This is a genomic window from Vreelandella populi (assembly GCF_003989825.1).
In the GTDB taxonomy this organism is placed as follows: domain Bacteria; phylum Pseudomonadota; class Gammaproteobacteria; order Pseudomonadales; family Halomonadaceae; genus Vreelandella; species Vreelandella populi.
In genome coordinates this window covers 232,003-256,995 of the sequence record NZ_RZHE01000015.1, presented here as the reverse complement: position 1 = coordinate 256,995, position 24,993 = coordinate 232,003, and the positions used below count along the sequence as shown (strand labels likewise).

At 55.3% G+C, this 24,993-nt stretch carries 20 protein-coding genes and 1 riboswitch; of the genes, 15 read left to right on the top strand and 5 right to left on the bottom strand.

The window, feature by feature from the left end:
• The first annotated feature begins 10 nt into the window (after positions 1-10).
• From ELY25_RS15790 to ELY25_RS15770, 5 genes are all read left to right on the top strand, one after another.
• On the top strand, positions 11-613 hold the full coding sequence (locus ELY25_RS15790) for a TetR/AcrR family transcriptional regulator (protein ID WP_185856126.1): 603 nt from the start codon (positions 11-13) through the stop codon (positions 611-613).
• Positions 606-1,835, top strand: coding sequence for a multidrug effflux MFS transporter (locus tag ELY25_RS15785; protein ID WP_126952221.1), 1,230 nt, complete (start codon positions 606-608; stop codon positions 1,833-1,835). The genes ELY25_RS15790 and ELY25_RS15785 overlap by 8 nt, the downstream gene beginning before the upstream one ends.
• 489 nt (positions 1,836-2,324) lie before the next feature.
• Positions 2,325-3,434: a patatin-like phospholipase family protein gene (locus ELY25_RS15780; RefSeq protein ID WP_126952220.1), complete on the top strand. Its 1,110-nt coding sequence runs from the start codon at positions 2,325-2,327 to the stop codon at positions 3,432-3,434.
• A 440-nt stretch (positions 3,435-3,874) separates the two neighbouring features.
• A complete protein-coding gene (locus ELY25_RS15775; protein ID WP_126952219.1) occupies positions 3,875-5,614 on the top strand; it encodes a sensor domain-containing protein in 1,740 nt (579 codons plus the stop codon).
• A 23-nt stretch (positions 5,615-5,637) separates the two neighbouring features.
• Positions 5,638-6,447: an alpha/beta fold hydrolase gene (locus ELY25_RS15770; RefSeq protein ID WP_126952218.1), complete on the top strand. Its 810-nt coding sequence runs from the start codon at positions 5,638-5,640 to the stop codon at positions 6,445-6,447.
• 76 nt (positions 6,448-6,523) lie between these two features.
• Here the strand turns inward: ELY25_RS15770 and ELY25_RS15765 are convergent, their stop codons facing one another.
• Positions 6,524-7,537 carry an ABC transporter substrate-binding protein gene (locus tag ELY25_RS15765; RefSeq protein WP_127041027.1) on the bottom strand — a complete coding sequence of 338 codons (1,014 nt, stop codon included), beginning with the start codon at positions 7,535-7,537 and terminating at the stop codon, positions 6,524-6,526.
• 63 nt (positions 7,538-7,600) lie between these two features.
• A riboswitch (cobalamin riboswitch) is annotated at positions 7,601-7,793 on the bottom strand.
• Positions 7,794-8,043: 250 nt separating this feature from the next.
• Here ELY25_RS15765 and ELY25_RS15760 point away from each other — a divergent pair.
• Together ELY25_RS15760 and ELY25_RS15755 are read left to right on the top strand one after the other, a co-directional pair.
• Positions 8,044-8,508, top strand: a complete 465-nt coding sequence (locus tag ELY25_RS15760; RefSeq protein WP_126952217.1) for a DUF2243 domain-containing protein — start codon at positions 8,044-8,046, stop codon at positions 8,506-8,508.
• 2 nt (positions 8,509-8,510) lie between these two features.
• Positions 8,511-9,350 carry a cytochrome c oxidase assembly protein gene (locus ELY25_RS15755; RefSeq protein ID WP_126952216.1) on the top strand — a complete coding sequence of 280 codons (840 nt, stop codon included), beginning with the start codon at positions 8,511-8,513 and terminating at the stop codon, positions 9,348-9,350.
• A gap of 15 nt (positions 9,351-9,365) precedes the next feature.
• Here the strand turns inward: ELY25_RS15755 and speB are convergent, their stop codons facing one another.
• Positions 9,366-10,268 carry an agmatinase gene (speB, locus tag ELY25_RS15750; protein ID WP_126952586.1) on the bottom strand — a complete coding sequence of 301 codons (903 nt, stop codon included), beginning with the start codon at positions 10,266-10,268 and terminating at the stop codon, positions 9,366-9,368.
• Between the two features lie 182 nt (positions 10,269-10,450).
• On the opposite strand from speB, the gene ELY25_RS15745 reads away from it, so the two are divergent.
• Positions 10,451-11,395: a LysR family transcriptional regulator gene (locus ELY25_RS15745; RefSeq protein ID WP_126952215.1), complete on the top strand. Its 945-nt coding sequence runs from the start codon at positions 10,451-10,453 to the stop codon at positions 11,393-11,395.
• A gap of 165 nt (positions 11,396-11,560) precedes the next feature.
• On the top strand, positions 11,561-12,763 hold the full coding sequence (gene hpxO / locus ELY25_RS15740) for an FAD-dependent urate hydroxylase HpxO (RefSeq protein ID WP_126952214.1): 1,203 nt from the start codon (positions 11,561-11,563) through the stop codon (positions 12,761-12,763).
• Positions 12,764-12,894: 131 nt separating this feature from the next.
• On the opposite strand, the gene ELY25_RS15735 is transcribed toward hpxO, so the two are convergent.
• Positions 12,895-14,211, bottom strand: coding sequence for an NRAMP family divalent metal transporter (locus ELY25_RS15735; protein WP_126952213.1), 1,317 nt, complete (start codon positions 14,209-14,211; stop codon positions 12,895-12,897).
• 332 nt (positions 14,212-14,543) lie between these two features.
• Here ELY25_RS15735 and ELY25_RS15730 point away from each other — a divergent pair, with 332 nt between their 5' ends.
• The gene (locus ELY25_RS15730; protein WP_126952212.1) at positions 14,544-15,194 is read left to right on the top strand and encodes a hypothetical protein; all 651 of its coding nucleotides are present in this window, start codon (positions 14,544-14,546) and stop codon (positions 15,192-15,194) included.
• Positions 15,195-15,198: 4 nt separating this feature from the next.
• Here the strand turns inward: ELY25_RS15730 and ELY25_RS15725 are convergent, their stop codons facing one another.
• Positions 15,199-16,608: an aminotransferase-like domain-containing protein gene (locus ELY25_RS15725; protein WP_126952211.1), complete on the bottom strand. Its 1,410-nt coding sequence runs from the start codon at positions 16,606-16,608 to the stop codon at positions 15,199-15,201.
• A gap of 102 nt (positions 16,609-16,710) precedes the next feature.
• On the bottom strand, positions 16,711-17,976 hold the full coding sequence (fabF, locus tag ELY25_RS15720) for a beta-ketoacyl-ACP synthase II (protein WP_126952210.1): 1,266 nt from the start codon (positions 17,974-17,976) through the stop codon (positions 16,711-16,713).
• Positions 17,977-18,079: 103 nt separating this feature from the next.
• Between fabF and ELY25_RS15715 the strand changes: the two genes are divergently transcribed.
• From ELY25_RS15715 to katG, 5 genes are all read left to right on the top strand, one after another.
• The gene (locus ELY25_RS15715; RefSeq protein ID WP_126952209.1) at positions 18,080-18,730 is read left to right on the top strand and encodes a TetR/AcrR family transcriptional regulator; all 651 of its coding nucleotides are present in this window, start codon (positions 18,080-18,082) and stop codon (positions 18,728-18,730) included.
• Positions 18,731-18,906: 176 nt separating this feature from the next.
• Entirely contained in the window at positions 18,907-19,179 is a 273-nt protein-coding gene (locus ELY25_RS15710; protein ID WP_126952208.1) for a DUF2798 domain-containing protein, read from the top strand.
• 239 nt (positions 19,180-19,418) lie between these two features.
• Positions 19,419-20,990 (top strand): Re/Si-specific NAD(P)(+) transhydrogenase subunit alpha, encoded by a 1,572-nt coding sequence (locus ELY25_RS15705; protein WP_126952207.1) that lies wholly within the window; start codon positions 19,419-19,421, stop codon positions 20,988-20,990.
• 16 nt (positions 20,991-21,006) lie between these two features.
• Entirely contained in the window at positions 21,007-22,449 is a 1,443-nt protein-coding gene (locus ELY25_RS15700; protein ID WP_126952206.1) for an NAD(P)(+) transhydrogenase (Re/Si-specific) subunit beta, read from the top strand.
• Positions 22,450-22,750: 301 nt separating this feature from the next.
• On the top strand, positions 22,751-24,901 hold the full coding sequence (gene katG / locus ELY25_RS15695; RefSeq protein WP_126952205.1) for a catalase/peroxidase HPI: 2,151 nt from the start codon (positions 22,751-22,753) through the stop codon (positions 24,899-24,901).
• The last annotated feature ends 92 nt before the right edge of the window (positions 24,902-24,993 follow it).

The window sequence follows — 24,993 nt, the reverse complement described above, 5'->3', positions numbered from 1 at the left end:
AGAGCAAGAAATGTTATCCACAACGACACCCGCATTGCGTCGGGTGCTCAACGCAGCCGTTGCCCAGTTTGCCCGGCATGGTTATGAGGGCGCCTCACTGGCGGGAATTGCTGCCTACGCCGGTATTCGCAAAGCGTCGCTGTATTCGCATATCAAAAATAAGGACGCGCTGTTTTTGGCGGTGTTTGAAGATGCCTTGAAAATTGAATCGCAATTTGCCCATGAGTGCTTTGAGCATTCCAATACTGGGCTGCCAGGCCAATACTATTGCGAATCGTTGTTGGCACGCTACGCCGACTCTGAGCACTTTCGGTTTCTGCTACGCACCTCCTATATCCCGCCTGAGTCGCTTTTCCACGAGCTTCAGGAAGGCTACGAAACTTACATGCAACAGCTGTTAGCAGATTTTACGGCAGCGTTGCGTCGCCATGTTGGGGAGGCGTTTTCCGACCAGGATGCCTTGACGCTAGGGCATGCCTACATGGGCATGGTGGATAGCCTCCACGTGGCGCTTATCTATATTGGCCCGTCGCGTTTTGAAGCACGTCTCAATGCGCTTGAACGCCTTATGGGCGACAGCATCGCAAGGCTTGTAGGAGAGCGTCATGACTGAACAGGCCATCCGTGATAATACTCACCAAACGACAGTGGGCATGGCGCTGGTGATTCTGCTGGCGCTTTTGACCGCACTCGATGCCATGGCGATCGATATGTATCTGCCCGGTATGCCGATGATTGCACAGACTTATGAGGTCTCGGCGGGCAGCGTGCAGCAAACGCTGTCGGTCTTTTTGGCAGGGCTGGCGCTGGGGCAGTGCCTTTATGGCCCGCTGCTGGAGCGTTTTGGGCGGAGGATGCCGCTTTTGGTGGGGCTTGTGATCTTTGTGGCAGGCTCGGTGGTTGCAGCCATGGCGCCTACTCTTGAGTGGTTGCTCGCCGCGCGCTTTTTGCAGGCCATCGGCGCGGCCGCAGGCTTGGTCGCGCCGCGTGCCATCGTGGCCGATCTTTGCGATGTGAAAAGCTCCGCCAAAATCTTTTCTCTATTGATGCAGGTCATGATGATCGCTCCCGTAGTGGCCCCCATGATGGGAGGCTTTCTGCTTGAGCACGGCGGCTGGCGCGTTATCTTCTGGACACTGGCCGTCTTGGGTGTCATCGGATTGGCATGGAGCCTGGCAGCCATTCCCGAGACGCTTGACGTTAGGCAGCGCACAGCGCTTAGCGTAGGCAGTGTCGTGCGTGGGTATCTGGCTCAGTCGCGTCGTCGGGTGTTTATGGCTTATACGGCGGCCGGTGGCTTTGTTCTGGGGTCACTTTTCACCTATATCAGCGCCGCGGCCTTTGTGTTTACCGACCATTTTGGCATGACCCCGACCCATTTCAGCTATCTGTTTGCCGCCAATTCGGTCGGGCTGATTATTGGTGGCATGCTGTCCAATGGGTTGTCTGCACGCGGTATGACGCCTGCCGGGGTGACTTATATCGGGCTTGGCATGCACACACTGGCCGGTGCACTTTTATATCTGGTCGTCACGACGGATATGGTCACGTTCGAAATTTACGTGGCGCTGCTGGCGGTCGCAATCGGCGCGCTCGGGCTGGTGTTTGGTAATTTGACCGCGCTGACCATGAACGCTGGTGGGGCGAAAGCCGGTGTAGCCTCGGCGCTGATGGGTACCCTGCACTATGTGATAGCGGCGGCCGTTGGCTACATTGTCAGCTTGGTTACTCAGGGGCCGCACCTGATGCCGTTGACGATTGCGCTGTGTGGCGTAGCCGCTTTGCTACTATGCCGCCTTGCAGGCGCCATGACGAAAAAAGCACAAGGCACTTAGGTGGTGGGTCGCGTAGTGAATAGTGTGCCTTAAGGTTAAATAAACGGAGGCATCCAAGACCGAAACGAGAAAAAGCCGCGCAAATGCGCGGCTTTTTCATCTGCTCTACACGCTCTAGAACATAGTCCACAAATTAAGCGACGCACTGTGCGGGTCGCCACAGATGACGCTAGCGTATATGAAACCTTAAGTACATGGCGAGGCGTCAACGCTATCAAGTGCCACCGGGTAAGGCCTGAGGCTGAGCATTACTCAGGGAATCGTGAAGGCACATCGCGGCAGGCTGGCGCTCAATAAGCGAGCCGGCAAGGCGCTGTGGAAAATTCTTCTCGATGGGCTAACGTTAATCACACTGAATACGAAGTAATACGGCTGTTGCCGGTCACTTTGATGGGTCGCTTATATTTAGCTATTCAGCGGGCAAAACGCCCGTTTGTCGGTTAATGCCCGCGTCTGTTATGAATATTGTTGATCCTATTTGGAGGTCCAATGGCTGAGCAAAGCATACTCATTCTGTCTGGCGGGAACGCACTGGGGGCCTATCAGGGCGGGGCTTATGAAACGCTGCACGAACAGGGCTTTCATCCTGACCAAATCTTCGCCGTCTCCGTTGGCGCGGTCAATGCCGCTTTAATCGCCGGTAATCCTCCAGAAAAACGTATTGATGCTCTGCATCACTTTTGGAATACCGCCGTACAGGACGGGGCTTGGGCTTTTAGCCCTGCCTGGACGACCACATGGGACAGTAAGCGCAGTCGCGCCATGCAAAGCCTGCTTCTTGGTAGCCCTGCTGTCTATCACACGCGTTTTCCAGGCGGTTTATCCATGCTACCGGCAATGCCTACCGATACCGGCCTCTACGATCTCGCTTTCTTGCGTGAAAGCTTGGAACGGCTGGTTGATTGGGACCGGCTGAATAACGGTGAGATCAGATTGGTCATCGTCGCGGTGGATGCCAATAGCGGAGAGGAAATACGTTTCGATACTGCCAAATCGACTATCAACGCCGATCATCTGCTGGCGAGTTGCGGGTTTATTCCCTTTTTCCCGCCAACGCAGATTGATGACCAGCTAGTGGTGGATGGGGGGATGACCTCAAACCTCCCCTTGGAAGCTGCTTTGGATGAAGCTGGCACAGAAGATCGGCTGTGTATTGCTCTGGACTTATTCCGCCACGGCGGGCCTGACTTCAAGACAGTAGGACAGGCGATGGACCGGCAGTTGGAGCTGCTTCTTTCAAACCAGAGCAGGCGGGCCCTGAGTAACCTGCGCCAACGTCATGAGTTGCGTCGCCAGTTGCAGCTACTGGCCAACCAGATTCCCGAACAGCAGCGCAAAGACCCAACCTTGGCATCAGCCTTGGCAGAAGGGGCGCACACCGACAGGGCCACCACGCTACTTATGCTCAGCCATGCGGGCGTGCCCCACGACACCGAAATGCGAGCCTTTGATTTTTCACGCCCCTCGCTAACCGAACGATGGGAGGCAGGTCGCTTGGATATGAGCCATGCCTTGGAGGCGCTAGGCACCCGACGCGCCGCCCCTGGTGAGTTTACCGTGCATGGGTTTAATGGAAGTGAGCCTAGAGCACTGGTATAGGGACGGCTCAGCGGCGTTGGTTTCAGCGTGTTTCATTTTTTCTTAATGATTTAGCTTCAGAGTATTTATTGTTTACGGTTTTGCGGTTGTTAATGACCATAATAGAGAGGCGAGGGCCACCTATCGGACACGAATTAATCCTTAGCTACCACCCTAACCAGCTCCTAACGCTGGAGCAGTAGGCTTATATACTGGCAAGCGCTTTTCTCTGCAAAGGTCGGTAATTCACTAAAGAGGGCACTGGTTCAAGCGGCCTACTGCTCCTTGATGTTTAAGTTGGCGATCATTTCTTACCAACACGTGCTTAGTGCCAGTACTTTTGTTATTATCTGTATTAATTTGTTACATTATATCAACATCAAATTTGATCATTATAAGAGACTATACGAAAAGTAAAGGTCGATTACGCAGAAGTCATTTATCATCATCCAAGGTACGTCATGTCCATTCCTACTCTGTTTTCACTCGATGATTTCCCAGTAGGATGCATGGTTACCGACAATAAACGACATGTTGTGTATAGCAATCGCTATATTGAGGAGTATTTCGGCTACTCACCCCATGAGCTGCTAGATGCCGATCTATTTTCCTTATTGAGCAAAGCGTCGCAGATTATATATGAAGCATATATTGTGCCCCTGATTGCAAGGGAGGGATACTGTGACGAAATTCGCCTCACACTGGTAACATCAGCAGAAAGCTTGGCGCCTATCGTGGTTAGTGCACGTCACGATAGCGTCTATGATCGTATTTTTTGGAGTATCAGTAGCGTTAGCCGGTCTAACCAATTATTTGAGAAATTAACGGAAACTAAAAGTCTACTTGAACAGAAGGTTTCCTTACTGCGTACTTTAAAAGATACAGATCCATTGACGGGCTTACCTAATCGGGCTGCCTTAACCAAATATCTTGACCAGGAAATGCTGAGCCGAAAGCGTAACGGTATGGCGTTCGCCGTGGCGTTTGTTGATCTTGATGGGTTCAAGGAGATTAATGACCGCCATGGGCATCATGTCGGCGATAAGACGCTTCAGCTAATGGCCGAGCGGCTGACCGGTAATCTTAAAAGTGATGATATGGTTGCTCGTTTTGGAGGCGATGAGTTCGTAATTTTTTTAAAAGGTTGTTTCAGCGCAAGCTTGGTAGAAGAGTCGCTGACTCGGCTGGTTAGTAAACTTGCCGAACCTTTTAAAGTGGATGCTCTCCCGTTAAATCTCTCTGCCAGCATCGGCGTTACCCTTTATCCCCAGGCGAAAGACGTAGAGCCAGGCCAGCTTATTCGCCAGGCCGACCAGGCCATGTATCAAGCAAAACTTTCCGGAAAGAACCAGGTTTGCCTATTTAATACAGATAATGAAGTTGTCCAGAAGGAAAAGCATTCAGAGCTGTTAGCGATTAAAGCCGCGATGGAGTTCGACCAGTTTGAGCTTTACTACCAACCCAAGATCAATATGCGTACGGGTAAGGTGTTTGGCGTTGAGGCCTTAATACGTTGGAACCATCCGGTAGAAGGGCTAAAAGGGCCTGCCACTTTCCTGCCTGTACTCAGTAATACGCCCACCGGATTGGCGCTGGGACGGTGGGTAATCACGACAGCTCTCTGCCAACAACAAATATGGGTACAGAAGGGTCTGAAGCTACAGGTCAGCGTCAACATTGATGGTTACCACTTGCAGCACCCGCAATTTCTGCGCGATTTAAGCGCCATCCTTTCTGACTTCCCCAACCTGCCTAAACAGCTATTTGAGATTGAAGTGCTTGAAACCAGTACTATTGAGGATGTAAGTCATGTGTCTTCAGTGCTCAATGCCTGTCGGCTAATGGGTATTCGCATCTCACTGGACGACTTTGGAACCGGTTACTCCTCTTTGAGCCACCTCAGGGATTTGCCGGTAGATACCCTTAAAATTGACCGTAGTTTTGTCAAGAACATGCTGACCAGTAGCAATGATTTGGCCATTCTAAAGGGCGTTATCGGCTTTGCCCATGCGTTTGGATATGGCTTGGTCGCGGAGGGGGTTGAGACATTACAGCATAGCCAACGGCTGGTTGAACTTGGCTGTGAGTGTGGCCAAGGGTACTACATAGCAAAGCCGATGCCCGCTCGCGCCTTTCCAACATGGATCGATGAGTGGTATCAGCAAGCGTGTCAGGAGAAATATAAAAACTCATTCGTTTAAAAAGGGAAAGGGAGTAAAACTGCGTGTTAACTAAAGAACAGGTCGTGGCGCGTAATAATGTGACTATCGTCGGATCTGGCGAAAAAACACTGATGCTTGCTCATGGTTTCGGCTGTGATCAGCAAATGTGGCGGCACCTGATTCCTCACCTGAAAGAGCGCTACACGCTGGTGCTTTTTGATTATGTGGGGTCTGGTCAGTCGCAGATATCGGCGTTTAGCGAATCGCGTTACCGTGCCTTGGAAGGCTATGCCAAGGATGTAACGGAGATCTGCCAAGCTCTAAATTTAACGCAGGTGCATCTTATAGGTCATTCTGTGAGCGGCACGATAGGCCTGCTGGCCTCCATTGCCCACCCTGAGCTTTTTGCAAGTCAGGTGATGATTTGCCCCTCGCCCTGCTTTTTAAATATGCCGCCAGACTATTATGGCGGGTTCGAGTGCGCTGATATTGAAGAGCTTCTGGGTTTAATGGATCGCAATTATATTGGCTGGGCTAACTATTTGGCGCCGCTGGTAATGGGGCTTGAGAATTCTGAGTTGCTGACGAGCGAGCTATCGGACAGCTTCTGCTCGACTGACCCGGTGGTCGCCAAGGCATTCGCTAAAGCGACCTTCTTCTCGGATTATCGTCATCTATTGCCGCAAGCCAAGCATGAGGCGTTGCTACTGCAAAGCCAGCAAGACTCCCTGGCCAGCCCTGATGTCGGCCATTATATGCATGCTCATATGCCGGGCAGCACGCTGCGACTGCTTGCAAGCGAAGGGCACTGCCTTCATATGACGCACCCAGAGCTCGTCGCTCAAGAAATCAATACCTGGCTGCGTTACTAAAGCGCCATATTACGATCAATCCTAACATTAAAAAGCGCGCCCCGTAGACGGGGCGCTGCATGGCGTGGCCGGCGTATTAATGGGACAGCTTGAACTCGGCAAGCCGGTCGGCGAGTTCTTCTAGCGCAAAAATCGCTCGAACCGAGGGATCCAGTGCGTGCGCGTCAATCTCGATAATGCGGCCTTGTTGTACGGCTTCGGTCTCGCGGGTAACGGCGTCGGATATCAGGAACTCGCGTTTGGCCGCTATATTATCAGCCGGAAAGCGCCGTCGATTCATTTGTGCGGCCGCAATAAAGGTCGGGTTGCTTCTGGCAATCGTTTCCCAGCCAACAGTCGGCCATTCTTCTTTTGCGGTCACGACGTTGGTGATCCCCAGCCGGCTCATCAGCCAGTCGGGTACACTGTTCGCGCCCGCTACATAAGGGTCAATGGCCAAGTCGGCGGAGGAGTACCAGAAAACGCCGGTGATGTCGTCGGGCAAGTCCAGAGACCCGGCTTTCGCGACGGCAGCGGCTTCCCGCGCCTTGAGGTCCGCGATCAGCTGGTCGCCACGCTCCGTAACATCAAAGATTTCAGCGAGTGTGGCAATGCTGTCGTAAACAAGCTCGGTATCGAACAACGCCGTGCGAGCGCCGTCCATGCTGTGCTGGTTGCTTTTACCCATGCACTCCGTAGGTAGAGTCCAGCTGGGGATGCCAATATCGGCAAACATCGTCGGAGTGCCCACCACGCCTGCCGGTCCAATCATCCATTCGTACGCTGAAACCACCAAGTCAGGTTTTTTGGCTACCACGCTCTCATAGCTTGGGGCGTTGTCTGAAAGGCGCTCGATGTTTGCATCCACCGCTTCAAACTCTTCAAGCACCGGGTTGATCCAGAGAGCGGTGCCAGCCACCTTATCGGCAAGGCCCAACATGTAAAGGATCTCGGTGGGGGCCTGACCGATGCTCACTACACGCTCTGGAGGCTGCTCCAGGGTAATGCCATGGCCGCAACTTTCAAGCGTTAAGGGGTAGTCAGTAGCGGCGCAGGCCGTTTTGCCCAGTAACAGGCTGGCGGCAATCGCCGTGGTCAATCTCAACATCATGTACACTCCCGTGCATGATGAACGGGCCACCCAAACCGGCAGTAGGCCGAGCTGGCCCGCTCGATGATTTTACATGAGTCGGCAGGTCTCCTGACTGACGGGTCATGGCTAGCTCACCTTCCCAGACGTTACGTCCAGTGGCATCATCGAGCGTCGCTCACCGCCTACAGTTGCGGGGGCAGTTCCGGTTGGCGGGCAAGCCGCGGCGGATTCTCTATTAAGTTCCCGAGGGAACACCGACCTGGCTATTCTAGGCGGGGGAAGTAAACAATACAGCCTCTTAACGTAAGTGAGCGTTGGAAGGCGTATGCATAGCGCGGATGCCATGCTGATAAGCGTTCGCTAATACAAAGCGTTTTTTTACTCAATATTGATTCATGCTTGGTAGCCCTCTGCCTGGGATGCCAGCGCAATCGGTATGAAGAGCAACACAGCCGCAGCCGCCGTGTTGCGCCTAACGCTTGGCGTGCCTAACCTGAAGAAGAGTCTTCAGGAGCAAGGATGCCATGGCGAACGATCCCACCTCTTCAAATATTGATACGAAACGCTCGTTATGGGCGGCGTTACTGCTGGGTATTGGCGTAATGGCGGCCGTCGATGAAATAGTCTTTCACCAGTTGCTTCAATGGCACCATTTCTTTGATTTTGGTACGCCAACGTTTGGGATTATTTCGGATGGGCTACTGCATGCCTTCGAGTTACTCGCCATTGTGATCGGCGTGTTTATGCTACTCGACCTTTCCCAGCGCAAGCGCCTGGCGATCCCCTGGGCCAAGGCGGGCTTCTTTTTAGGCATGGGCGGTTTTCAGCTATTTGATGGCTTGATCAACCACAAGATTTTACGCCTGCATCAGATTCGTTACGGGGTCGATCCACTACTTTACGACGTGGTCTGGAACGGCGCCGCGATAGTACTGCTGCTGGTCGGTGTCTGGTTCTATCGCCGTGCCAAGCGTCTCGGGTATCGCTAGACATGCACGTTCATGATCATGCCCATGCAGCGCAAGGGACGTTGCTTAATTGGCTACCGCTGGCGCTGATTGTTTTAATCACGCTGGCGTATCTAGCGGCGGCTAATGCCCAGCGTTATAAAGCGGCCGGTTGGAGCGGTTGGCGAAGTGTCTTTTTTACCTTAGGCAGTCTGCTGCTTGCCGTCGCCGTGGCGCCCCCTTTGATGGCCTGGGCGCACCATGATCTGGTGGGCCATATGGCCCTGCATTTATTGATCGGCATGCTGGCGCCGCTTGCCTGGGTCCTGGCCGCCCCCATCACTTTACTACTAAGCACGTTGCCGCAGGCAGGTGGCAGGCGTGTAGCCGCCTTACTGCAGAGCCGGTTTGTGCGCTTTGTTTCCCATCCCGTCAGCGCGCTTATACTCAATATCGGCGGCATGTACGTGCTGTATCTCACGCCTCTGTATAGCGCATCGCTAGATAATCAAGCACTTCACTATTGGATACATGTCCATTTTCTGGTGGCGGGCTATCTGTTCTGCTGGGCGATTCTGGCCGAGCCCGATGTGTCGCCCCATCGGCTTAGTCTGCGTTTTCGATTAGGCGTACTGTTTGCGTCTATCGCCACCCATAGTCTGCTGGGCAAACTGATGTACGGCTACGCTTGGCCGCGTGGCACCGGCCACTCGCTTGAGGAAGTCCAGGCCGCCGCCCAGTTGATGTATTACGGCGGCGACCTGGCGGAAGTGCTGCTGGCCGTTGTGCTGTTAACTCTTTGGTTGCGCAGGCCTGTCGAGCGGCGGGAGGGGTTATTCAAAAGTGCCGAACGCGACATAAGTCGCGTTCGAGTCAACATCTAGGTGCGTACGATGCAATTAGTAGCGCTTGGACGCCGCCAGCACATACAAAAACTCAAGCCCCAGCGTCGCCGCGGCAAGTGAGGTAATATCGCCGTGATCGTAAGCCGGGTTAACCTCGACAACATCCATGCCCACCAGGTCCATACCCACCAGGCCGCGGACGACTTTCAACAGCAGATCAGTGGACATGCCGCCACACACCGGCGTGCCGGTGCCCGGTGCAAAAGCAGGGTCCAGGCCGTCGATATCCAGACTGACGTAGGCCGGGTGGTGGCCCACGCGGGCGCGGATCTTTTCGAGCACCGCTTTGGGTCCGTTATCGTTCACCCAATCGGCATCCAGCACTTCATAAGGGTGATTGTGGCGGTCGTAGCTTGTGCGAATACCGATTTGCAGCGAGTGCTCGGGCACAACCAGCCCCTCTTTAAGAGCGTGGTGGAAAATGGTGCCATGATCAAAGCGTGTGCCTTGCTCGTAGGTGTCGGTGTGGGCATCAAAGTGGATCAGTGCCACCGGGCCATGCTCACGGGCATGGGCACGTAACAGGGGCAGGCTGATGTAATGATCGCCGCCCAACGTCAGCATCTTTTTACCCGCACTGAGCCAGCGGTTGGCATGGTTTTCCAGATTATCCACTAGGCTTTCCGGCTCGCCGTAAGCATAATCAAGGTTACCCGCATCGCACACGCGTAAGCGCTCTTCCAGGGCAAAATCCCATGGCCAGCGTTTGCCTTCCCAGATCAGGTTGGCGGTGGCCTGACGAATCGCATTCGGCCCCATGCGAGTACCCGCACGCCCAGAGCACGCCAGGTCAAACGGTACGCCGCTGACCACTACCTCGGCGTCGGTTGCCTTGGGGTCGGTGGCTTTGTCCACGCCCATAAAGGTAGAGATAACATCAGCAAACAGGCTGGGCATGATTTGTGAGTTGCTCACCGTGGGGCGTCTCCTGGGGTTGAGCCTGCATTGAGAAACAAAGGGCTTAAGTGCATCGCACTGGGCGAAAGGAGGCCGACAATAAATAATTTTCAGTGATACATTAAATGAATGTTTAGAATTAAATCATTCGTGATATGAATGGTGCTTTGTAGTGGGAGTTTATGAACATTTTTCGCCACTTTGATTTAAATCTGCTGCGGGTATTCGTGACACTGATGCATGAGCGTCACGTAACGCGGGCAGCGGAAAAGCTGCATCTAAGCCAGCCTGCCATCAGCCATGCGCTCAAGCGTCTGCGTGATGCATTGGGTGACCCGTTGCTGGTGCGCACCGATCAGGGCATGCAGCCCACGCCTCGAGCGCTTGCCTTGTTGCCGGTGGTTCAACAGGCGTTGGCCATGTTGCAGGAGGGCCTGGCGCCTCCGGCAGCGTTCTCGCCTGAAAGCAGCACGCGCCGCTTTACTCTGGCCACCACGGACTACTTTGAAGAAGTCATGTACCCGACGTTTCTCAGCCAGCTCTTGACCTACGCGCCGGGAATCAGTTTTTCCATCGAGCTGATTACCCCCGAGGTATTGAGCGAAGGGCTGGAGCAGCGCCAAGTCGATATGGTGGTGGGGCTGGATAGCCAGATCGAGCTGCCTGGCGGCGTGCTGAAAACCCCCTGGATGCAGGAAGAGCTTGTGTGTCTGGCGGCGTTGAACAATAGCCATGTCGGCGATGCCCTGACGATTGCCCAGTTTGCCGGCGCGCTGCATGTCGAGCTTGCCGATATCAGCGGGCTGGGGCCGAGTAATATTGATAACTGTCTGGTTCGGCATGGATTAACTCGACGGGTGATTTCCAAAAATCTTAACTATATCGCCGCGGCGAGGGTAGTGGCGCTAACCGGAGCGATCATGACATTGCCCCGACAAATGGCCCAGCGCTTTAGCGCCATGTTGCCGGTGCGCTTGGTTGAGCCGCCCAAGGAGCTACCCGCGCTGAATATGACACTGATTGAGCATGGGCTGTATGCCAATGAGCCCTCCACGGTTTGGCTCCATCAGCAGCTAACCGCGTTTGCCAAGGCATTTAGCGAGCAGACATTCAGTGAGCAGGCATAGCGCGAACGCGTATCACATGCGCAGTGTTGGAACTGTACGATAAGGCTGGCACCTATCTTGCTCAATAATTCGAGTATCTTGGAGACGTTGTTCGTATCACGACTCACCGGATTACACTGAACGCATTTACTATCATCTTTTATAACAACAGCAAGGAGTTCGCCAATGTCACTAAATGTTCTGGTCATTGGGGCAGGCATGGGAGGTTTGAGCGCTGCGCTGGCGTTTCAGCAGCACGGCCATCGCGTTACCGTTATGGAGCGTGTCGAAGATATTCGGCCCATCGGGGCGGCCATTTCGCTCTGGTCCAATGGCGTCAAGGTGATGCACCAGTTGGGGCTGGGCACCACGATCGAGCGTTTGAGTGGTGATATGCAGCGAATGCGCTATCTGCGCCACGACGGTGAACTGCTTAGCGATTTTTCCTTAACGCCCCTGTATGAAGACGTAGAGCAGCGCGCTTGCCCCATTGCGCGGGCAGCACTCCAGCAAACCCTGTTTGACGCCGTGGGTGCCGAGCATATCGAGCTTGGCCAGCACTGCGTGGATTATGTGAGTAATGCCGATGGCGTAACCGCTTTTTTCGCCGATGGCCGGCAGGTAACGGCGGATCTGCTGGTGGTGGCCGATGGCACGCACTCCAAACTGCGCAACAAGATAATCGGGCGCCCCGTTGAACGCCAGTACGTGGGCTATGTGAACTGGAACGTACGCGTGCAGGCCACCGCTGAGCTTGCCCCGCTGGATAGCTGGGATCAGTATGTCGGCGAGAGTAAGCGCGTCTCACTGATGCCCATGGGCACCGGTGGCAATGCCGACGCTGAGCAGGAATTTTACTGCTTCTTTGACGTTCCCCTGCCCGCCAACACGCCCAACGAGCCAGCGCGCTACCGGGAGGAGCTGCGCGAGCATTTTTCGGGCTGGAGTGACGCCGTACAGACCCTGATCGAACATTTTGACTCGGCGCGCATGGCACGGGTTGAGATCCATGACATCGAGCCGCTGGAGACCCTGATCGATACCCGCGTGGCCTTACTGGGCGATGCTGCCCACGGCATGGCGCCCGATTTGGGCCAGGGCGGTTGCCAGGCCATGGAAGACGCCTGGGTATTGGCTCAAGTGGTTCAAAAGGCCCTTGAGGATGTGCCAACGCCGAATGAGGCGCTGCGCCAGGCGTTGGATAATTACAATACGGCGCGCGTTAAGCGGGTAGGGGAGATTGTGGCAAGAGCGCGAACGCGTGCACAAATGATCCATGGCCACACCCCGGCGCTAACCCAAAACTGGTATGACGAATTAAGCCGTGAAGATGGCCAGGGCGTGCGCGAAGGGATCAAAAAGACCATTCTGGGCGGCCCTTTAGGCTAAAACGATAGGCTAAAAACAAAAGAGTCATACAAAAAAATGGCGTGCTGTTATCCAGCACGCCATTAATATGAACGCCTAACGCCTAACGCCTAACGCCTAACGCCTAACGCCTAACGCCTAACGCCTGAAGATCAGTAGATAAAGCGTACGTAAATATAGCCCAGCGAAAGCAGCGTTAAGGTGGCGATCGCCAGCCAGCTCCACGCATTGATCAGGCGTGAAGGGCGCAGCGCCAACGGCACGGTAGAACCGTTGGCCGTTAGATGGTTAAGGGTGGCAAGAATCGGGCTTATCAAGAATGCCACAACCATCACAAAGTCCATAAACAGGCGGAAGCTGCCCATTAGGGTATACAGAATTACAATCGCCAACAGCGATAGGCCTACCATGCACACCAAAAATGCCCGGCCGCCCTCAAGCGTGCGGGTCTCTTCCGTATCGGCTTCGCGCGTAAACGTATAGTAAGAGGCGGTGATCATGCGCGGAAAGCCGTCTAGCACGGTCAAAAGCGTGGTGAGCATGACGGTAAACGCGGATATGCCCACGACCACGCCGCTCCACTCGCCTAAGGTGCTGGTGTAAAGACTAATCACCTGGCTTGCAAACCCCACCGCGCCATCGGCAGGCGTAATACCCTGGCTGTGCATGACCCCCGCGCCCATGATCACAAAACAGGCGGCGAGTACTGCTGCACCGATATAGCCAATGTTGAAATCGATCTTTTCAGCGGCGGTATCGCTGCGCACACCCTGGTTTTTATTGCGCGCTTCTGACCAAAGCGAGTTCATGATCGCCAGCGTAATGTCCGAAGGCATCAGGCCCAGTACGGCCACCAGCGTAATAAACGTGGCGGTGCTGAACAGCGGAGAGACCGCAGTTGCCGGATAAAGCGTCCAATCGACCAAGGGCACGGCAGCCATGGCTGCAAACACGGTGGTAACGCTCAGGATGACGATAAAGACCTTGTTGACCCAGTCGAGCAGCTTGTAACCGCCGGCAAAGGTCAGCACGCAGCACAGCGCAATCAATATTACTGCCACCGTGGGCGGGCTTAGCGTCAAGGGCACAATACTGCCCGCCAGACCCGCAGTGGTAATCGCAATGGCGGCAATAATGATCGCCGTGACGGGAATCTGAACCAACGCAAACAGGGCTACCACCGATTTGCCAAACGTCTGACGGTACCCTTCCACCAGCGACTTGCCCGTCACGCTGACATAAAAAGGCCCAAAGAAGAAAGACGGATACTTAAGCAATACTGCCAGCAGGATAAAGCCCAAAAGTCCAATGCCGTACTCAGCGCCAGCACGCGTTGACTGAACAACGTGAGAGGTACCAATGGCCGCACCTGCAAATAAAAAACCGGGCCCGAGAGCCGCTAGGTACTTGGCATATACTGACTTGGCCGGTGGGGAGACCGTCAGCGTACTCGATTCTTGTGGGGGCATGGCAGGTTCCTTGTGAGCTGGATTTTGTTTAACTCTAATTATTGTTCTTGCGCGAGCAGGGTCGTGGGAGCGCTATGTTAGCCTAGTCGGGGGCCGCTTTCCTATTGCGTGGGGTTATCCTTAGTGACTAAAACCGCTAAAGGCACCACCTGCCTGCCAAGCCTACATTGCTTGCGCCAGGTCAGCCTCTAGACTGATATGTATTTATTGTGCCTTTCTGAGTCTGTACTGGATAAGCGGGGCAGGGCATAGTCGTACTGGTCTGGCTTAGCATACCGAAGTTGCTGGTTGGGCCACGCGGGTAGGATGATAGAACGTTCAAGGGGCTGACAATGCTAACTGTTTTTATCTATTTCATGATTTTCGTGGGTGTGACCGCCGCTCTGTATCAAGTCTACGAGGTTAATTACAATATTAACTTCGCCAATGACTTGAAGCTTTCAAACGCCAATAAAGAGCATTTGAGCGAGTTAACCCAGAAGGCCAGTGTCACTAAGCAAACCAATGACACTAGCGCTTTTAATCAGGCGGTCACGCGTATCTTTGGCCCTGGGCTTGATCCTGAACTGGCGCTATTGGCTTTTACTGAAGAGAAGCCGGGCACCTACGCCATTCCTCTTCTGCGTCGCAGGAAGCAGCTCGATTTCAACGAAGAGATAAACGTTCGCCACCTGCCGTTCTGGAAAGCCCGCCTGCCTAAATGGGATATCCGCGTGCTGATGATCTCACTGGTGATTATCAACAGCATGCTGGCGCAGTTTTTGGGTGGCATGAGTATCTATACGTTGCTGTATCCGTTCACCTCAGCGGCGTTTGCTTGGCTGAACGAGCCGGTGATTCTGATGCTCTTAACCTTTGTATTGATCGTGATCTCCCACGGCATTTTTCGGCTGGATATGTATCTGCACGATCTGTATCAAATTGGAAAACTTTCCCGGCAGACACCGGCAGGCAATCATCGTCTGCATAGCCAAAACGCTTAAGCGCCTAAAACAATGCCAGCTGTTCTCCCAACACAGCCATCGCCTCTTCGCTACGCGGCGTCCAGGGGTGGCCATAGCTTAAGCGAGCGCAGTTTCGATACCCCTGCGTGGCAGAGAAGATAGGCCCGGGGGCAATACTGATCCCTTGCGCCTGGGCCATTTGAAACAGGCGCAGCGAGTCCACCCGTTTGGGAAATTCAAACCACAGAAAGTAGCCGCCTGCCGGACGGGTTGCTCGGGTCTCTGCTGGGAAATAGCGTGCCGCCGCCGCAAGTATTTGCCCTTGCTGGGTTTTAAGAGCTAGGCGCAGCTTGCGCAAGTGCCGGTCGTAACTACCATGCTGAAGGTAGTCGGCAATCGCCACCTGGGCTGGTACCGATGGCGAAATAGTCGTCATCAGCTTTAGGCGGGAGATGCTTTCCGCATAGCGCCCGCCGGCTACCCAGCCGACTCGATAGCCGGGCGCCAGGCACTTTGAAAACGAACCGCAGTGAATCACCAAGCCATCATCGTCAAAGTGCTTAACCGGCGTGGGTGGCTTGTCACCAAAATAGAGTTCCGCATACACATCATCTTCAATCAACGGTACCTGATGCCTTTTTAATAGCGCATACAGCGCCTGCTTTTTTGCATCACTCAGGCTTGCACCCAGCGGATTCTGCAAATGGCTCATCAACCAGCAGGCCTTAATGGGATACTTGGCAAGGCTATCGGCTAGCTTGTCCAGATCGATCCCTTCCCGCGGGTGCACCGGAATTTCGACCGCTCTCAGCTTTAAGCGCTCCAATACCTGAAGGCTGGCGTAAAAGGCTGGGGATTCGATCGCGACAAGATCGCCGGGCTGGGTCACGCACTGAAACCCCAGATTGAGCGCTTCCATGGCGCCATTGGTGATTACCAGCTCCTGGGGTGGCAAATGCACGCCTGCCAGCCGATAGCGCAGGGCAATCTGGCGGCGCAGTCCCGCATCGCCTGCGGTCATATCGGTGATGATGGCGTTGGAGGAGAGCTCACGTAGCCCCTTGGTCATGCTGCGCGCCAGGCGTTGTAGCGGGAACAGTTCGGGGCTGGGAAAGGCCGAGCCAAAGGGCACTGTATCCACATCTTGAAGTGACCCGAGTACCGAGAAAACCAGCTCGCTTACCGCAATATCCGCCGTTTCAGGGTGTCCCTGGGTCATTTCGGGTTCGTTGAGAAAAAGCTTTGCCTGTTCGCGGACAAAATAGCCAGAGCGCGGGCGCGCAACAATTAACCCCTGTTTTTCCAGCAGGTAGTACGCCTGGAACACCGTCGAAGGGCTAATGGCATAGTGGCGACTTGCCTGACGAACGGAGGGCACGCGCTCGCCCGGCGTCAGGACGCCACTGCGAATAAGTTCGGATATTTCTTCGGCAAATCGTTCGTAGCGCTTCATGTCTCTTCGCCGCAAAAAAGCAGGCTAAGAGGATACGCTAACCGCAGGCAAAAACCGATTGGCAGGCGATTCCGCCAACCGATGAGCGCATCAAGCCTGACGTTACACGCGACTGACAATCAGTGCTGCATTGACGCCGCCAAAACCAAACCCGTTGCACAGCACATGCTGAGTGGGCTGGGTACGTGATTTTAGCGGGATAAAGTCCAAATCCTGCATGCTTTCATCACAATGGGTCAGGTTAAGTGTGGGCGGCAGGTGGCCGGTAGTAGCCGAAAGCGCGGAAAAGATACTCTCAACGCCGCCTGCTGCGCCCAACAAGTGGCCCGTTGCCGACTTGGTCGAAGAGATCGGGATGCTGGGCAGGGCGCTACCGAAAACGCGCCGCAAGGCGGCAATTTCTGCCCGGTCGCCTACCGGGGTCGAGGTAGCGTGGGCATTGATATAACCGATTTCTTCGGCGGAGATTCCCGCCATTTTAAGCGCTGAATGAATCGCCGCGGCGGCACCGTTGCCGTCGTCAGGTCCGGCAGTCATATGGTAAGCGTCAGCACTGGTGCCATAGCCGCTAATGATTGCCAGGGGTGTGGCGCCGCGCGCTTTGGCATGCTCCAGGGTTTCGATTACCAGCAGCCCCGCACCTTCGCCCATGACAAAGCCGTTGCGGGTACTGTCGAAGGGGCGCGATGCGCTTTCAGGCTGCTCATGCTCGGTGGAGAGCGCTTTGAGCGCATTGAAACTTGCCAAAGATAACGGGTCGATACACGCCTCGGCGCCGCCCACTAAGGCAACGTCGGCCTCCCCGCTGCGAATCAGGCGCATGCCATCACCAATTGCTTGAAGGCCTGCCGCACACGCCGTGACTGGGCAGCCCAACGGGCCCTGAAAGCCATAGCGAATCGACAGGTTACCTGCGGCCATATTGGCCAGAAATGCAGGCACGGTAAACGGCGACAACCGGCGGTAGCCCTTATGCTGTAGCGTTTGCTGGGCTTCGGTAATCGTCGGGAACCCACCAATGCCGGAACCGATAATGGTTGCCGTGGCACGGCGTTGGGCTTCATCCGTTGGCTGCCAACCTGCCTGCTCAAGGGCTTCTTTTGCCGCCGCCATGGCGTAAAGGCTGAATAGATCCATCTTGCGGCGCTCTTTAACGTCCGCTATATCATCCAGGCACAGCCCCGCGACCGGGTCATCTGTCGAGTGGGGGACCGCACCGGCAATCTTGATAGGGGTTTGCGCGGTATCAAAGCGGGTAATCTGACGAATGCCCGAGCGGCCTTCCAGAAGGCCTTCCCAGCTTGCCTTGACGTTGCATCCCAGTGGGCTGACCATACCCATGCCGGTGATAACAATAGGTGAGTGCATAGCGGCTCCTCGATGCTTCAAATACGGCTACGCTAGCAGTACGTATTATATGATCAAGATAATATTCAGCGGCACCCTTTAGCCGTACCACAACGAGGTAAATATGCCTTATCCCAAAAGCCACAAGGCGAAAACCCGAGAGCGTATTCTGGCCTCAGCCACTGAACTGTTCAGTCGTTACGGGTTTAACAAGGTCTCCATTGGCCAGGTAATGAAGCTTTCCAAGATGACCCATGGCGCTTTTTATGCCCACTTCGCCTCCAAAGAAGCGCTTTATGACGCTTCAGTACGCAAGACGCTGGATAGCAGCCGCGCGGCAAGGCTGGTCAAAGGGCCGCTCTCTTTGCAGCATTTAACCGAGCTGGTGTCCAACTACTGGAACCTTCAGGAGCTTGAGCGTAAGCAGCAGCCAGGACCTGAAGCGGTGCTGTTTAACGAGATAGGCAGCGAGAAGGCCGAAATCCGCACCATGTTTGAAGCTTCTTACCTGAGCATGAAAAAGATGCTCGAAACGCGACTTCTCGCGTTAAGCCGATTGAAAAAACTGCCCTTCGCCAGCGACCGCCGTGTTATTGCTGATAAATCACGGGTGATTTTAGCCTCCCTGGTGGGCGCCGTCGCGATTGCCAAAAGTTTGCCTGGTGAAGAGGAGCGTCAGTATGTACTGCTGGCCACCCAGCGCCAGATTCTTTTAATGCTCGGGGTAAGTGAGGGCGATGCAGAGGGAATGTTACAGAGCGTTATGGCGACCTGAAGTGTTGATAAATAACATGAGATTATTTTATTACGTAACTTGTAACGACGGGTGTATTTTTAGTTATTTCGGCGCTTTTAATGACGATATTCTGCGCGACAACTTCTCTGCAGTTTGGGGGCATTGTAAAGTAGCTCGCTAACTAACTATTCATGACCAAGCGATAGGTACTTTATATGACGCAACGACAGTTCCCGGAGCAGCGCATGCTGGCGGCGCGCAAGCTGCACCCCCGCTTTACGCCGGTCGTATTTGCTTTCTATATGTCGACGATTATGGCGTTTTTGATGACGCTGCTGATTACTGCCGTCAACGCGGGAATCAATGAACACTATTTCAGCCAGGTTTGGCAGGCTTACCGCGTCGCCATGCCTTGCGCATTTCTATGTATTTTGATGGTACGCCCCCTGGTAGCCCGCCTTGTTCAGCTAACTATCAGGTCGCATTGAGATAATTACCCCGCCTATTTTTTGCCCATACTGCTCCTCCCGTGTAATGACTTTTTGAAAAGCCCAGGCCATCACCTATCAAAGGTTGAATGGCTTTTCTTAAAAGCATCATGAGAATCTAAAACGTTTGAAGAAAGGTGGGGCGGTGAGAATCAACCGCCTTTTTAGCGGGCTGTGCTTTAAATTAAAACAGATAATTAAGGCCCATCGTCCACTTCTAAACCGTAGGGAGTACCCGTGTGAGAATAGGCGCACCTAAGGAAACTAGCCGGGGCGAAGCGCGTGTGGCGCTCACCCCTGAAAGTGCCAAACAGATTCAGAAGCTGGGTCATGAGTGCCTGATTGAAACAGGCGCTGGCCTGGCGGCGGGCTTTAATGACGACACTTACCGTGACGCTGGCGTGACCGTGGTGGATGACGCGGACATGCTCTGGCAGGACGCTGAGGTGGTCATTAAAGTCCGCGAGCCCTCTGATACAGAAGCCGCGCGATTACGCCAAGGCCAAACGCTAATTGCTTTTTTTTGGCCGGCGCAGAACGAAGCGCTGCTGGAAAAGTGCAGGGCACAAGGCGCCAGCGTGATCGCCATGGACATGGTGCCGCGTATCTCCCGGGCCCAGAAGATGGACGCGCTCTCCTCCATGGCCAATATCGCCGGTTACCGCGCGGTGATAGAGGCGGGCAACAACTTTGGCCGTTTCTTTACCGGCCAGGTAACTGCCGCAGGTAAAGTTCCCCCTGCTAAAGTGCTGGTAATTGGCGCAGGCGTTGCCGGGCTAGCTGCCATTGGCACCGCCACAAGCTTGGGTGCCGTGGTGCGCGCCTTTGATGTACGCCCCGAAGTCTCCGAGCAGATCGAGTCCATGGGTGCGGAGTTCCTGTTTCTCGATTTCGAAGATAGCCAGGATGGTTCTGAAAGCGGCGGCTACGCGTCGCCCTCAAGCCCCGAGTTTCGTGAAAAGCAGCTTGAGTGCTTCCGCGAACAGGCGCCCGACGTGGACATCGTCATCACCACCGCTCTGATTCCCGGACGCCCGGCGCCCAAGCTGTGGCTTGAGGATATGGTTGCGGCCATGAAACCCGGCTCGGTGATCGTCGATCTGGCGGCTGAAAAAGGCGGCAACTGCGATTTAACCCAGCCCGATGAGCGCATCGTCTCCGATAACGGCGTGATTGTGGTCGGCTATACCGACTTCCCCTCGCGCATGGCGACCCAGTCATCCTTACTCTATGCCACCAATATTCGCCATATGCTGACCGATCTGACGCCTGGGAAAGACGGCGTGATCAATCACAATATGGACGATGACGTGATTCGTGGCGCGACAGTGGCCCATCAGGGCGAAGTGACCTTTCCGCCACCGCCGCCCAAAGTAAAAGCGATTGCCGCGGCCAAGCCGAAGAAGAAAGAAAAAGAGCCGACGCCTGAAGAGAAAAAAGCCGCAGAGGCAACAGCGTTTAAAGCTCAGACCAAGCGCCAGGTCGGCATACTGGCTATTGGCGGCGCGCTGATGCTGCTGCTCGGCCAGGTCGCGCCTGCCTCCTTTATGCAGCACTTTATTGTGTTCGTGTTGGCCTGCTTCATCGGCTTCCAGGTGATCTGGAAAGTCAGCCACTCGCTGCATACGCCGCTGATGGCGGTGACCAACGCGATTTCCGGCATCATCATACTGGGGGCGATTTTGCAGATCGGCTCGGGCAGTGCGGTGGTCAGTGTACTGGCGGCGATTTCGGTACTGATCGCGACCATTAATATCGTGGGTGGCTTCCTGGTGACACGCCGGATGCTGGCCATGTTCCAGAAATCATAAGCGGCGGAGAGACGATATGTTGGGTCAAGGATTCGTATCTGCCGCGGCAATTGCGGCAAGCGTACTGTTTATTTTATCGCTGGGCGGGCTGAGCAATCAGGAAAAAGCCAAGCGCGCCGTGTGGTACGGCATCGTAGGCATGGCGGTCGCGGTGTTTTTTACCGCCTTCGGGCCGGGCATTGGCGGCTACTGGTGGCTGATCCCGATGATGATTATCGGGGCGGCTATCGGTACCTATATGGCGGGCAAGGTCGGGATGACCGAAATGCCCCAGCTGGTCGCCGCACTGCATAGTTTTGTGGGTTTGGCCGCCGTGTTTGTTGCCTGGAGTGCGGACCTGGAACGCCGCCGGGTGCTGGCAGCGCGCGCCGCTGATGGTGTCATGCATGAGTTTTCGGCGTTTGCCGCCCTGGTGGCCACCAAGGCACCGGATGAGCTGACGTTCCTGCAGATCGAGGTGGTGCTGGGCATCTTTATTGGCGCAGTGACGTTCACGGGCTCTGTGGTCGCCTTCGGCAAGCTCGCTGGCAAGGTCGACGGCAAGCCGCGTCAATTGCCCGGCGGCCATCTGCTCAACGCAGGCGCCGCGGTGCTTTCACTGCTGTTGGCGGTGCTGTACCTCAACGGCGCAGGCTTCTGGACGCTAATTGTGCTCGCCGCGCTTGCCTTCTTTATCGGCTACCACCTGATCATGGGAATTGGCGGCGCCGATATGCCGGTCGTGGTCTCAATGCTTAACAGCTATTCGGGCTGGGCGGCGGCGGCCATCGGCTTCACGCTCGGAAACGATCTCTTGATCGTGACCGGGGCGCTGGTGGGCTCGTCCGGGGCGATTCTCTCCTACATCATGTGCAAGGCAATGAACCGCAACTTCGTCAACGTGATCTTGGGCGGCTTTGGTGGAAGCCAAGGGCCTGCGGCGGAGATTGAAGGCGAACAGGTAGCCATTGATGCCAGCGGCGTGGCCAGTGCTCTGAACGATGCCGACAGCGTGGTGATCGTGCCGGGTTACGGCATGGCCGTGGCCCAGGCCCAGAGCGCAGTGAGTGACTTGGTGCGTAAGCTGCGCGCGGCAGGCAAGACTGTGCGCTTTGGCATTCACCCCGTAGCAGGGCGCTTGCCCGGCCACATGAACGTGCTGCTGGCCGAGGCCAAGGTGCCTTACGATATCGTGTTAGAGATGGACGAAATTAACGACGATTTCACCAGCACCGACGTGGTGATCGTGATCGGCTCCAACGATATCGTTAACCCGGCCGCTGAAGAAGATCCTAATAGCCCTATCGCGGGTATGCCGGTACTCAAGGTATGGGAGGCCAAGCAGGTATTTATCTGCAAGCGAGGGCAGGGCACCGGTTACTCGGGTATCGAAAACCCGCTGTTCTTTAAAGAGAACAGCCGGATGTTTTACGGCGATGCCCGCGATAGTCTGAATGCATTGCTGCCGCTGGTGGATTAAGCCTGCCAAGACTGATGTAACTTCCAGCAGGGCGCCGAGGCGCCCTGCTGGCTTTTCAGACCCCTGCTTCTATCCCCATTTTTGCCCACCATAGTTATTTTTATGGATACCGCTTTTCTTTAATTGTAAATTCCTATCAATTTAGTCGTTAAATGCAAATTGTTGCTATCGCCAAAGTGCTTTAAAAATACGCCATGTCAGTGAGGCGCCAGCCTGCCAGGGTTCAGGCTTTCGGGTTCAGCGGCGCTCACCGTGGTTCCTTGGCGATGCCAAGGTAAAGAACGATAAGGGGAAATGCAGCATGAGTGGTAAATGTCCGGTAATGCACGGCGGTAACACAGCGGCCAGCAAGTCCAACACCGACTGGTGGCCTAACGCCCTGAACCTAGATATCCTGCACCAGCACGATACAAAAACGAACCCACTGGGTGAAGATTTTAACTATCGTGAGGCGCTGGAAAAACTGGACGTCGAGGCCCTGAAAGCAGACCTTCGCCAATTGATTACCCAAAGCCAGGCGTGGTGGCCAGCGGACTGGGGCAGCTATGTAGGCATGTTTGCTCGAGTGGCTTGGCACGCGGCGGGTTCCTATCGCCTGGCCGATGGTCGTGGTGGTGGTGGTACCGGCAACCAGCGCTTTGCGCCGCTGAACTCTTGGCCGGATAACGCCAATACCGATAAAGGCCGCCGTCTGCTGTGGCCGATCAAGAAGAAGTACGGTAACAAGATCTCCTGGGCCGATTTGATGATCCTCTCCGGCACCATGGCCTATGAAGTCGCGGGCTTGAAAACCTTCGGCTTCGCGTTTGGCCGCGAGGATATCTGGCACCCGGAAAAGGACACCTACTGGGGCGCTGAAAAAGAGTGGCTGGCGCCCTCTGACGGTCGCTATGGCGACATGGCAAAGCCCGAAACCATGCAAAACCCGCTGGCCGCCGTGCAGATGGGTCTGATCTACGTGAACCCGGAAGGCGTGAACGGCCAGCCCGACCCGCTCAAGACCGCCGCCCAGGTGCGCGAAACCTTCAAGCGCATGGCGATGAACGATGAAGAGACGGTGGCCCTGACCGCCGGCGGCCATACCATTGGCAAGTGCCATGGCAACGGCACCCCCGCCGACCTGAGCCCGGAACCCGAAGCGGCAGGCCCCGAGCTTCAGGGCCTTGGCTGGATGAAAACCAAGGGCCGCGGCATTGGCCGTGACACCCTGGTAAGCGGTATTGAAGGCGCCTGGACCAAGAACCCGACACAGTGGGACATGGGCTACTTCGAGATGCTGTTTGGCCACGAATGGGAACTGAAAAAATCCCCCGCCGGTGCCTGGCAGTGGGAACCTATCGACATTAAAGAAGAGGATATGCCGGTCGACGTGGAAGACCCTTCCATCCGCTGCATGCCGATCATGACCGATGCCGATATGGCCATGAAGGTCGACCCGATTTACAACGAGATCTGCCAGCGCTTCATGGCGGACCCGGCGTACTTTGATGATGTCTTCGCGCGGGCCTGGTTCAAGCTGACCCACCGCGACATGGGCCCGAAAGTGCGCTACCTAGGCCCGGATGTGCCCCAGGAAGACCTGATCTGGCAGGACCCGGTACCGGCAGGCCGTACCGACTACGACGTTGACGCCCTGAAAGCCCGCATCACCGCCAGCGGCCTGAGCATCAGCGATATGGTCAGCACCGCCTGGGACAGCGCGCGCACCTACCGCGGCTCCGACATGCGCGGCGGCGCCAACGGTGCCCGCATTCGCTTAGCGCCCCAAAACCAGTGGGCAGGCAACGAGCCCGAGCGCCTCGCTCGTGTACTGGCCGTGCTTGAACCCATCGCCCAGCAAAGTGGCGCCAGCCTTGCCGATACCATCGTGCTGGCGGGCAATGTGGGTATCGAACAGGCGATAAAAGCCGCCGGCATCAACGCCACGGTGCCCTTTGCTCCCGGCCGCGGTGATGCAACGGATGAGATGACCGACGCCGAGTCGTTTGAGGCGCTCGAGCCCCTGGTCGATGGCTACCGCAACTGGCAGAAAGACACCTATGTGGTCAGCCCCGAAGAGATGCTGCTGGACCGCACCCAACTGCTTGGCCTGACTGCTGCAGAAATGACCGTACTGATAGGCGGTATGCGCGTACTGGGCACCAACCACGCGGGTACCAAGCACGGTGTATTTACCGAGCGTGAAGGCGTATTGACCAACGACTTCTTCGTGAATCTGGTGGATATGGCCAATACTTGGCACCCGGCAGGCGACTACTATGAAATTCGTGATCGCAAAACTGGCAAGGTGAAGTGGACGGCCAGCCGCGTGGATCTGGTGTTTGGCTCCAACTCGATCCTGCGCGCCTACGCTGAAATCTACGCCCAGGATGACCACGCCGAAAAGTTTGCCAGCGACTTTATCGCCGCGTGGACAAAAGTGATGAACGCCGACCGCTTTGATTTAGCGTAACGTCACGCGCCCCAGAAGGGGCGCGTGAGCAGTAACGACTATTAATGTACCCAGTCTTGCCCGCATCGAAAGATGCGGGCTTTTTTAGGGCA

Excerpts from the sequence above, each read along its gene's own strand:
- ELY25_RS15715 (WP_126952209.1), top strand. The coding sequence starts at position 18,080 with ATGCCTTATCCCAAAAGCCACAAGGCGAAAACCCGAGAGCGTATTCTG.
- ELY25_RS15790 (WP_185856126.1), top strand. The coding sequence starts at position 11 with ATGTTATCCACAACGACACCCGCATTGCGTCGGGTGCTCAACGCAGCC.
- ELY25_RS15775 (WP_126952219.1), top strand. The coding sequence starts at position 3,875 with ATGTCCATTCCTACTCTGTTTTCACTCGATGATTTCCCAGTAGGATGC.
- ELY25_RS15725 (WP_126952211.1), bottom strand. The coding sequence starts at position 16,608 with ATGAAGCGCTACGAACGATTTGCCGAAGAAATATCCGAACTTATTCGC.
- hpxO (WP_126952214.1), top strand. The coding sequence starts at position 11,561 with ATGTCACTAAATGTTCTGGTCATTGGGGCAGGCATGGGAGGTTTGAGC.
- ELY25_RS15765 (WP_127041027.1), bottom strand. The coding sequence starts at position 7,537 with ATGATGTTGAGATTGACCACGGCGATTGCCGCCAGCCTGTTACTGGGC.
- ELY25_RS15745 (WP_126952215.1), top strand. The coding sequence starts at position 10,451 with ATGAACATTTTTCGCCACTTTGATTTAAATCTGCTGCGGGTATTCGTG.
- ELY25_RS15755 (WP_126952216.1), top strand. The coding sequence starts at position 8,511 with ATGCACGTTCATGATCATGCCCATGCAGCGCAAGGGACGTTGCTTAAT.
- ELY25_RS15735 (WP_126952213.1), bottom strand. The coding sequence starts at position 14,211 with ATGCCCCCACAAGAATCGAGTACGCTGACGGTCTCCCCACCGGCCAAG.
- ELY25_RS15730 (WP_126952212.1), top strand. The coding sequence starts at position 14,544 with ATGCTAACTGTTTTTATCTATTTCATGATTTTCGTGGGTGTGACCGCC.
- ELY25_RS15785 (WP_126952221.1), top strand. The coding sequence starts at position 606 with ATGACTGAACAGGCCATCCGTGATAATACTCACCAAACGACAGTGGGC.
- fabF (WP_126952210.1), bottom strand. The coding sequence starts at position 17,976 with ATGCACTCACCTATTGTTATCACCGGCATGGGTATGGTCAGCCCACTG.
- speB (WP_126952586.1), bottom strand. The coding sequence starts at position 10,268 with ATGCCCAGCCTGTTTGCTGATGTTATCTCTACCTTTATGGGCGTGGAC.
- ELY25_RS15780 (WP_126952220.1), top strand. The coding sequence starts at position 2,325 with ATGGCTGAGCAAAGCATACTCATTCTGTCTGGCGGGAACGCACTGGGG.
- ELY25_RS15710 (WP_126952208.1), top strand. The coding sequence starts at position 18,907 with ATGACGCAACGACAGTTCCCGGAGCAGCGCATGCTGGCGGCGCGCAAG.
- ELY25_RS15760 (WP_126952217.1), top strand. The coding sequence starts at position 8,044 with ATGGCGAACGATCCCACCTCTTCAAATATTGATACGAAACGCTCGTTA.
- katG (WP_126952205.1), top strand. The coding sequence starts at position 22,751 with ATGAGTGGTAAATGTCCGGTAATGCACGGCGGTAACACAGCGGCCAGC.
- ELY25_RS15700 (WP_126952206.1), top strand. The coding sequence starts at position 21,007 with ATGTTGGGTCAAGGATTCGTATCTGCCGCGGCAATTGCGGCAAGCGTA.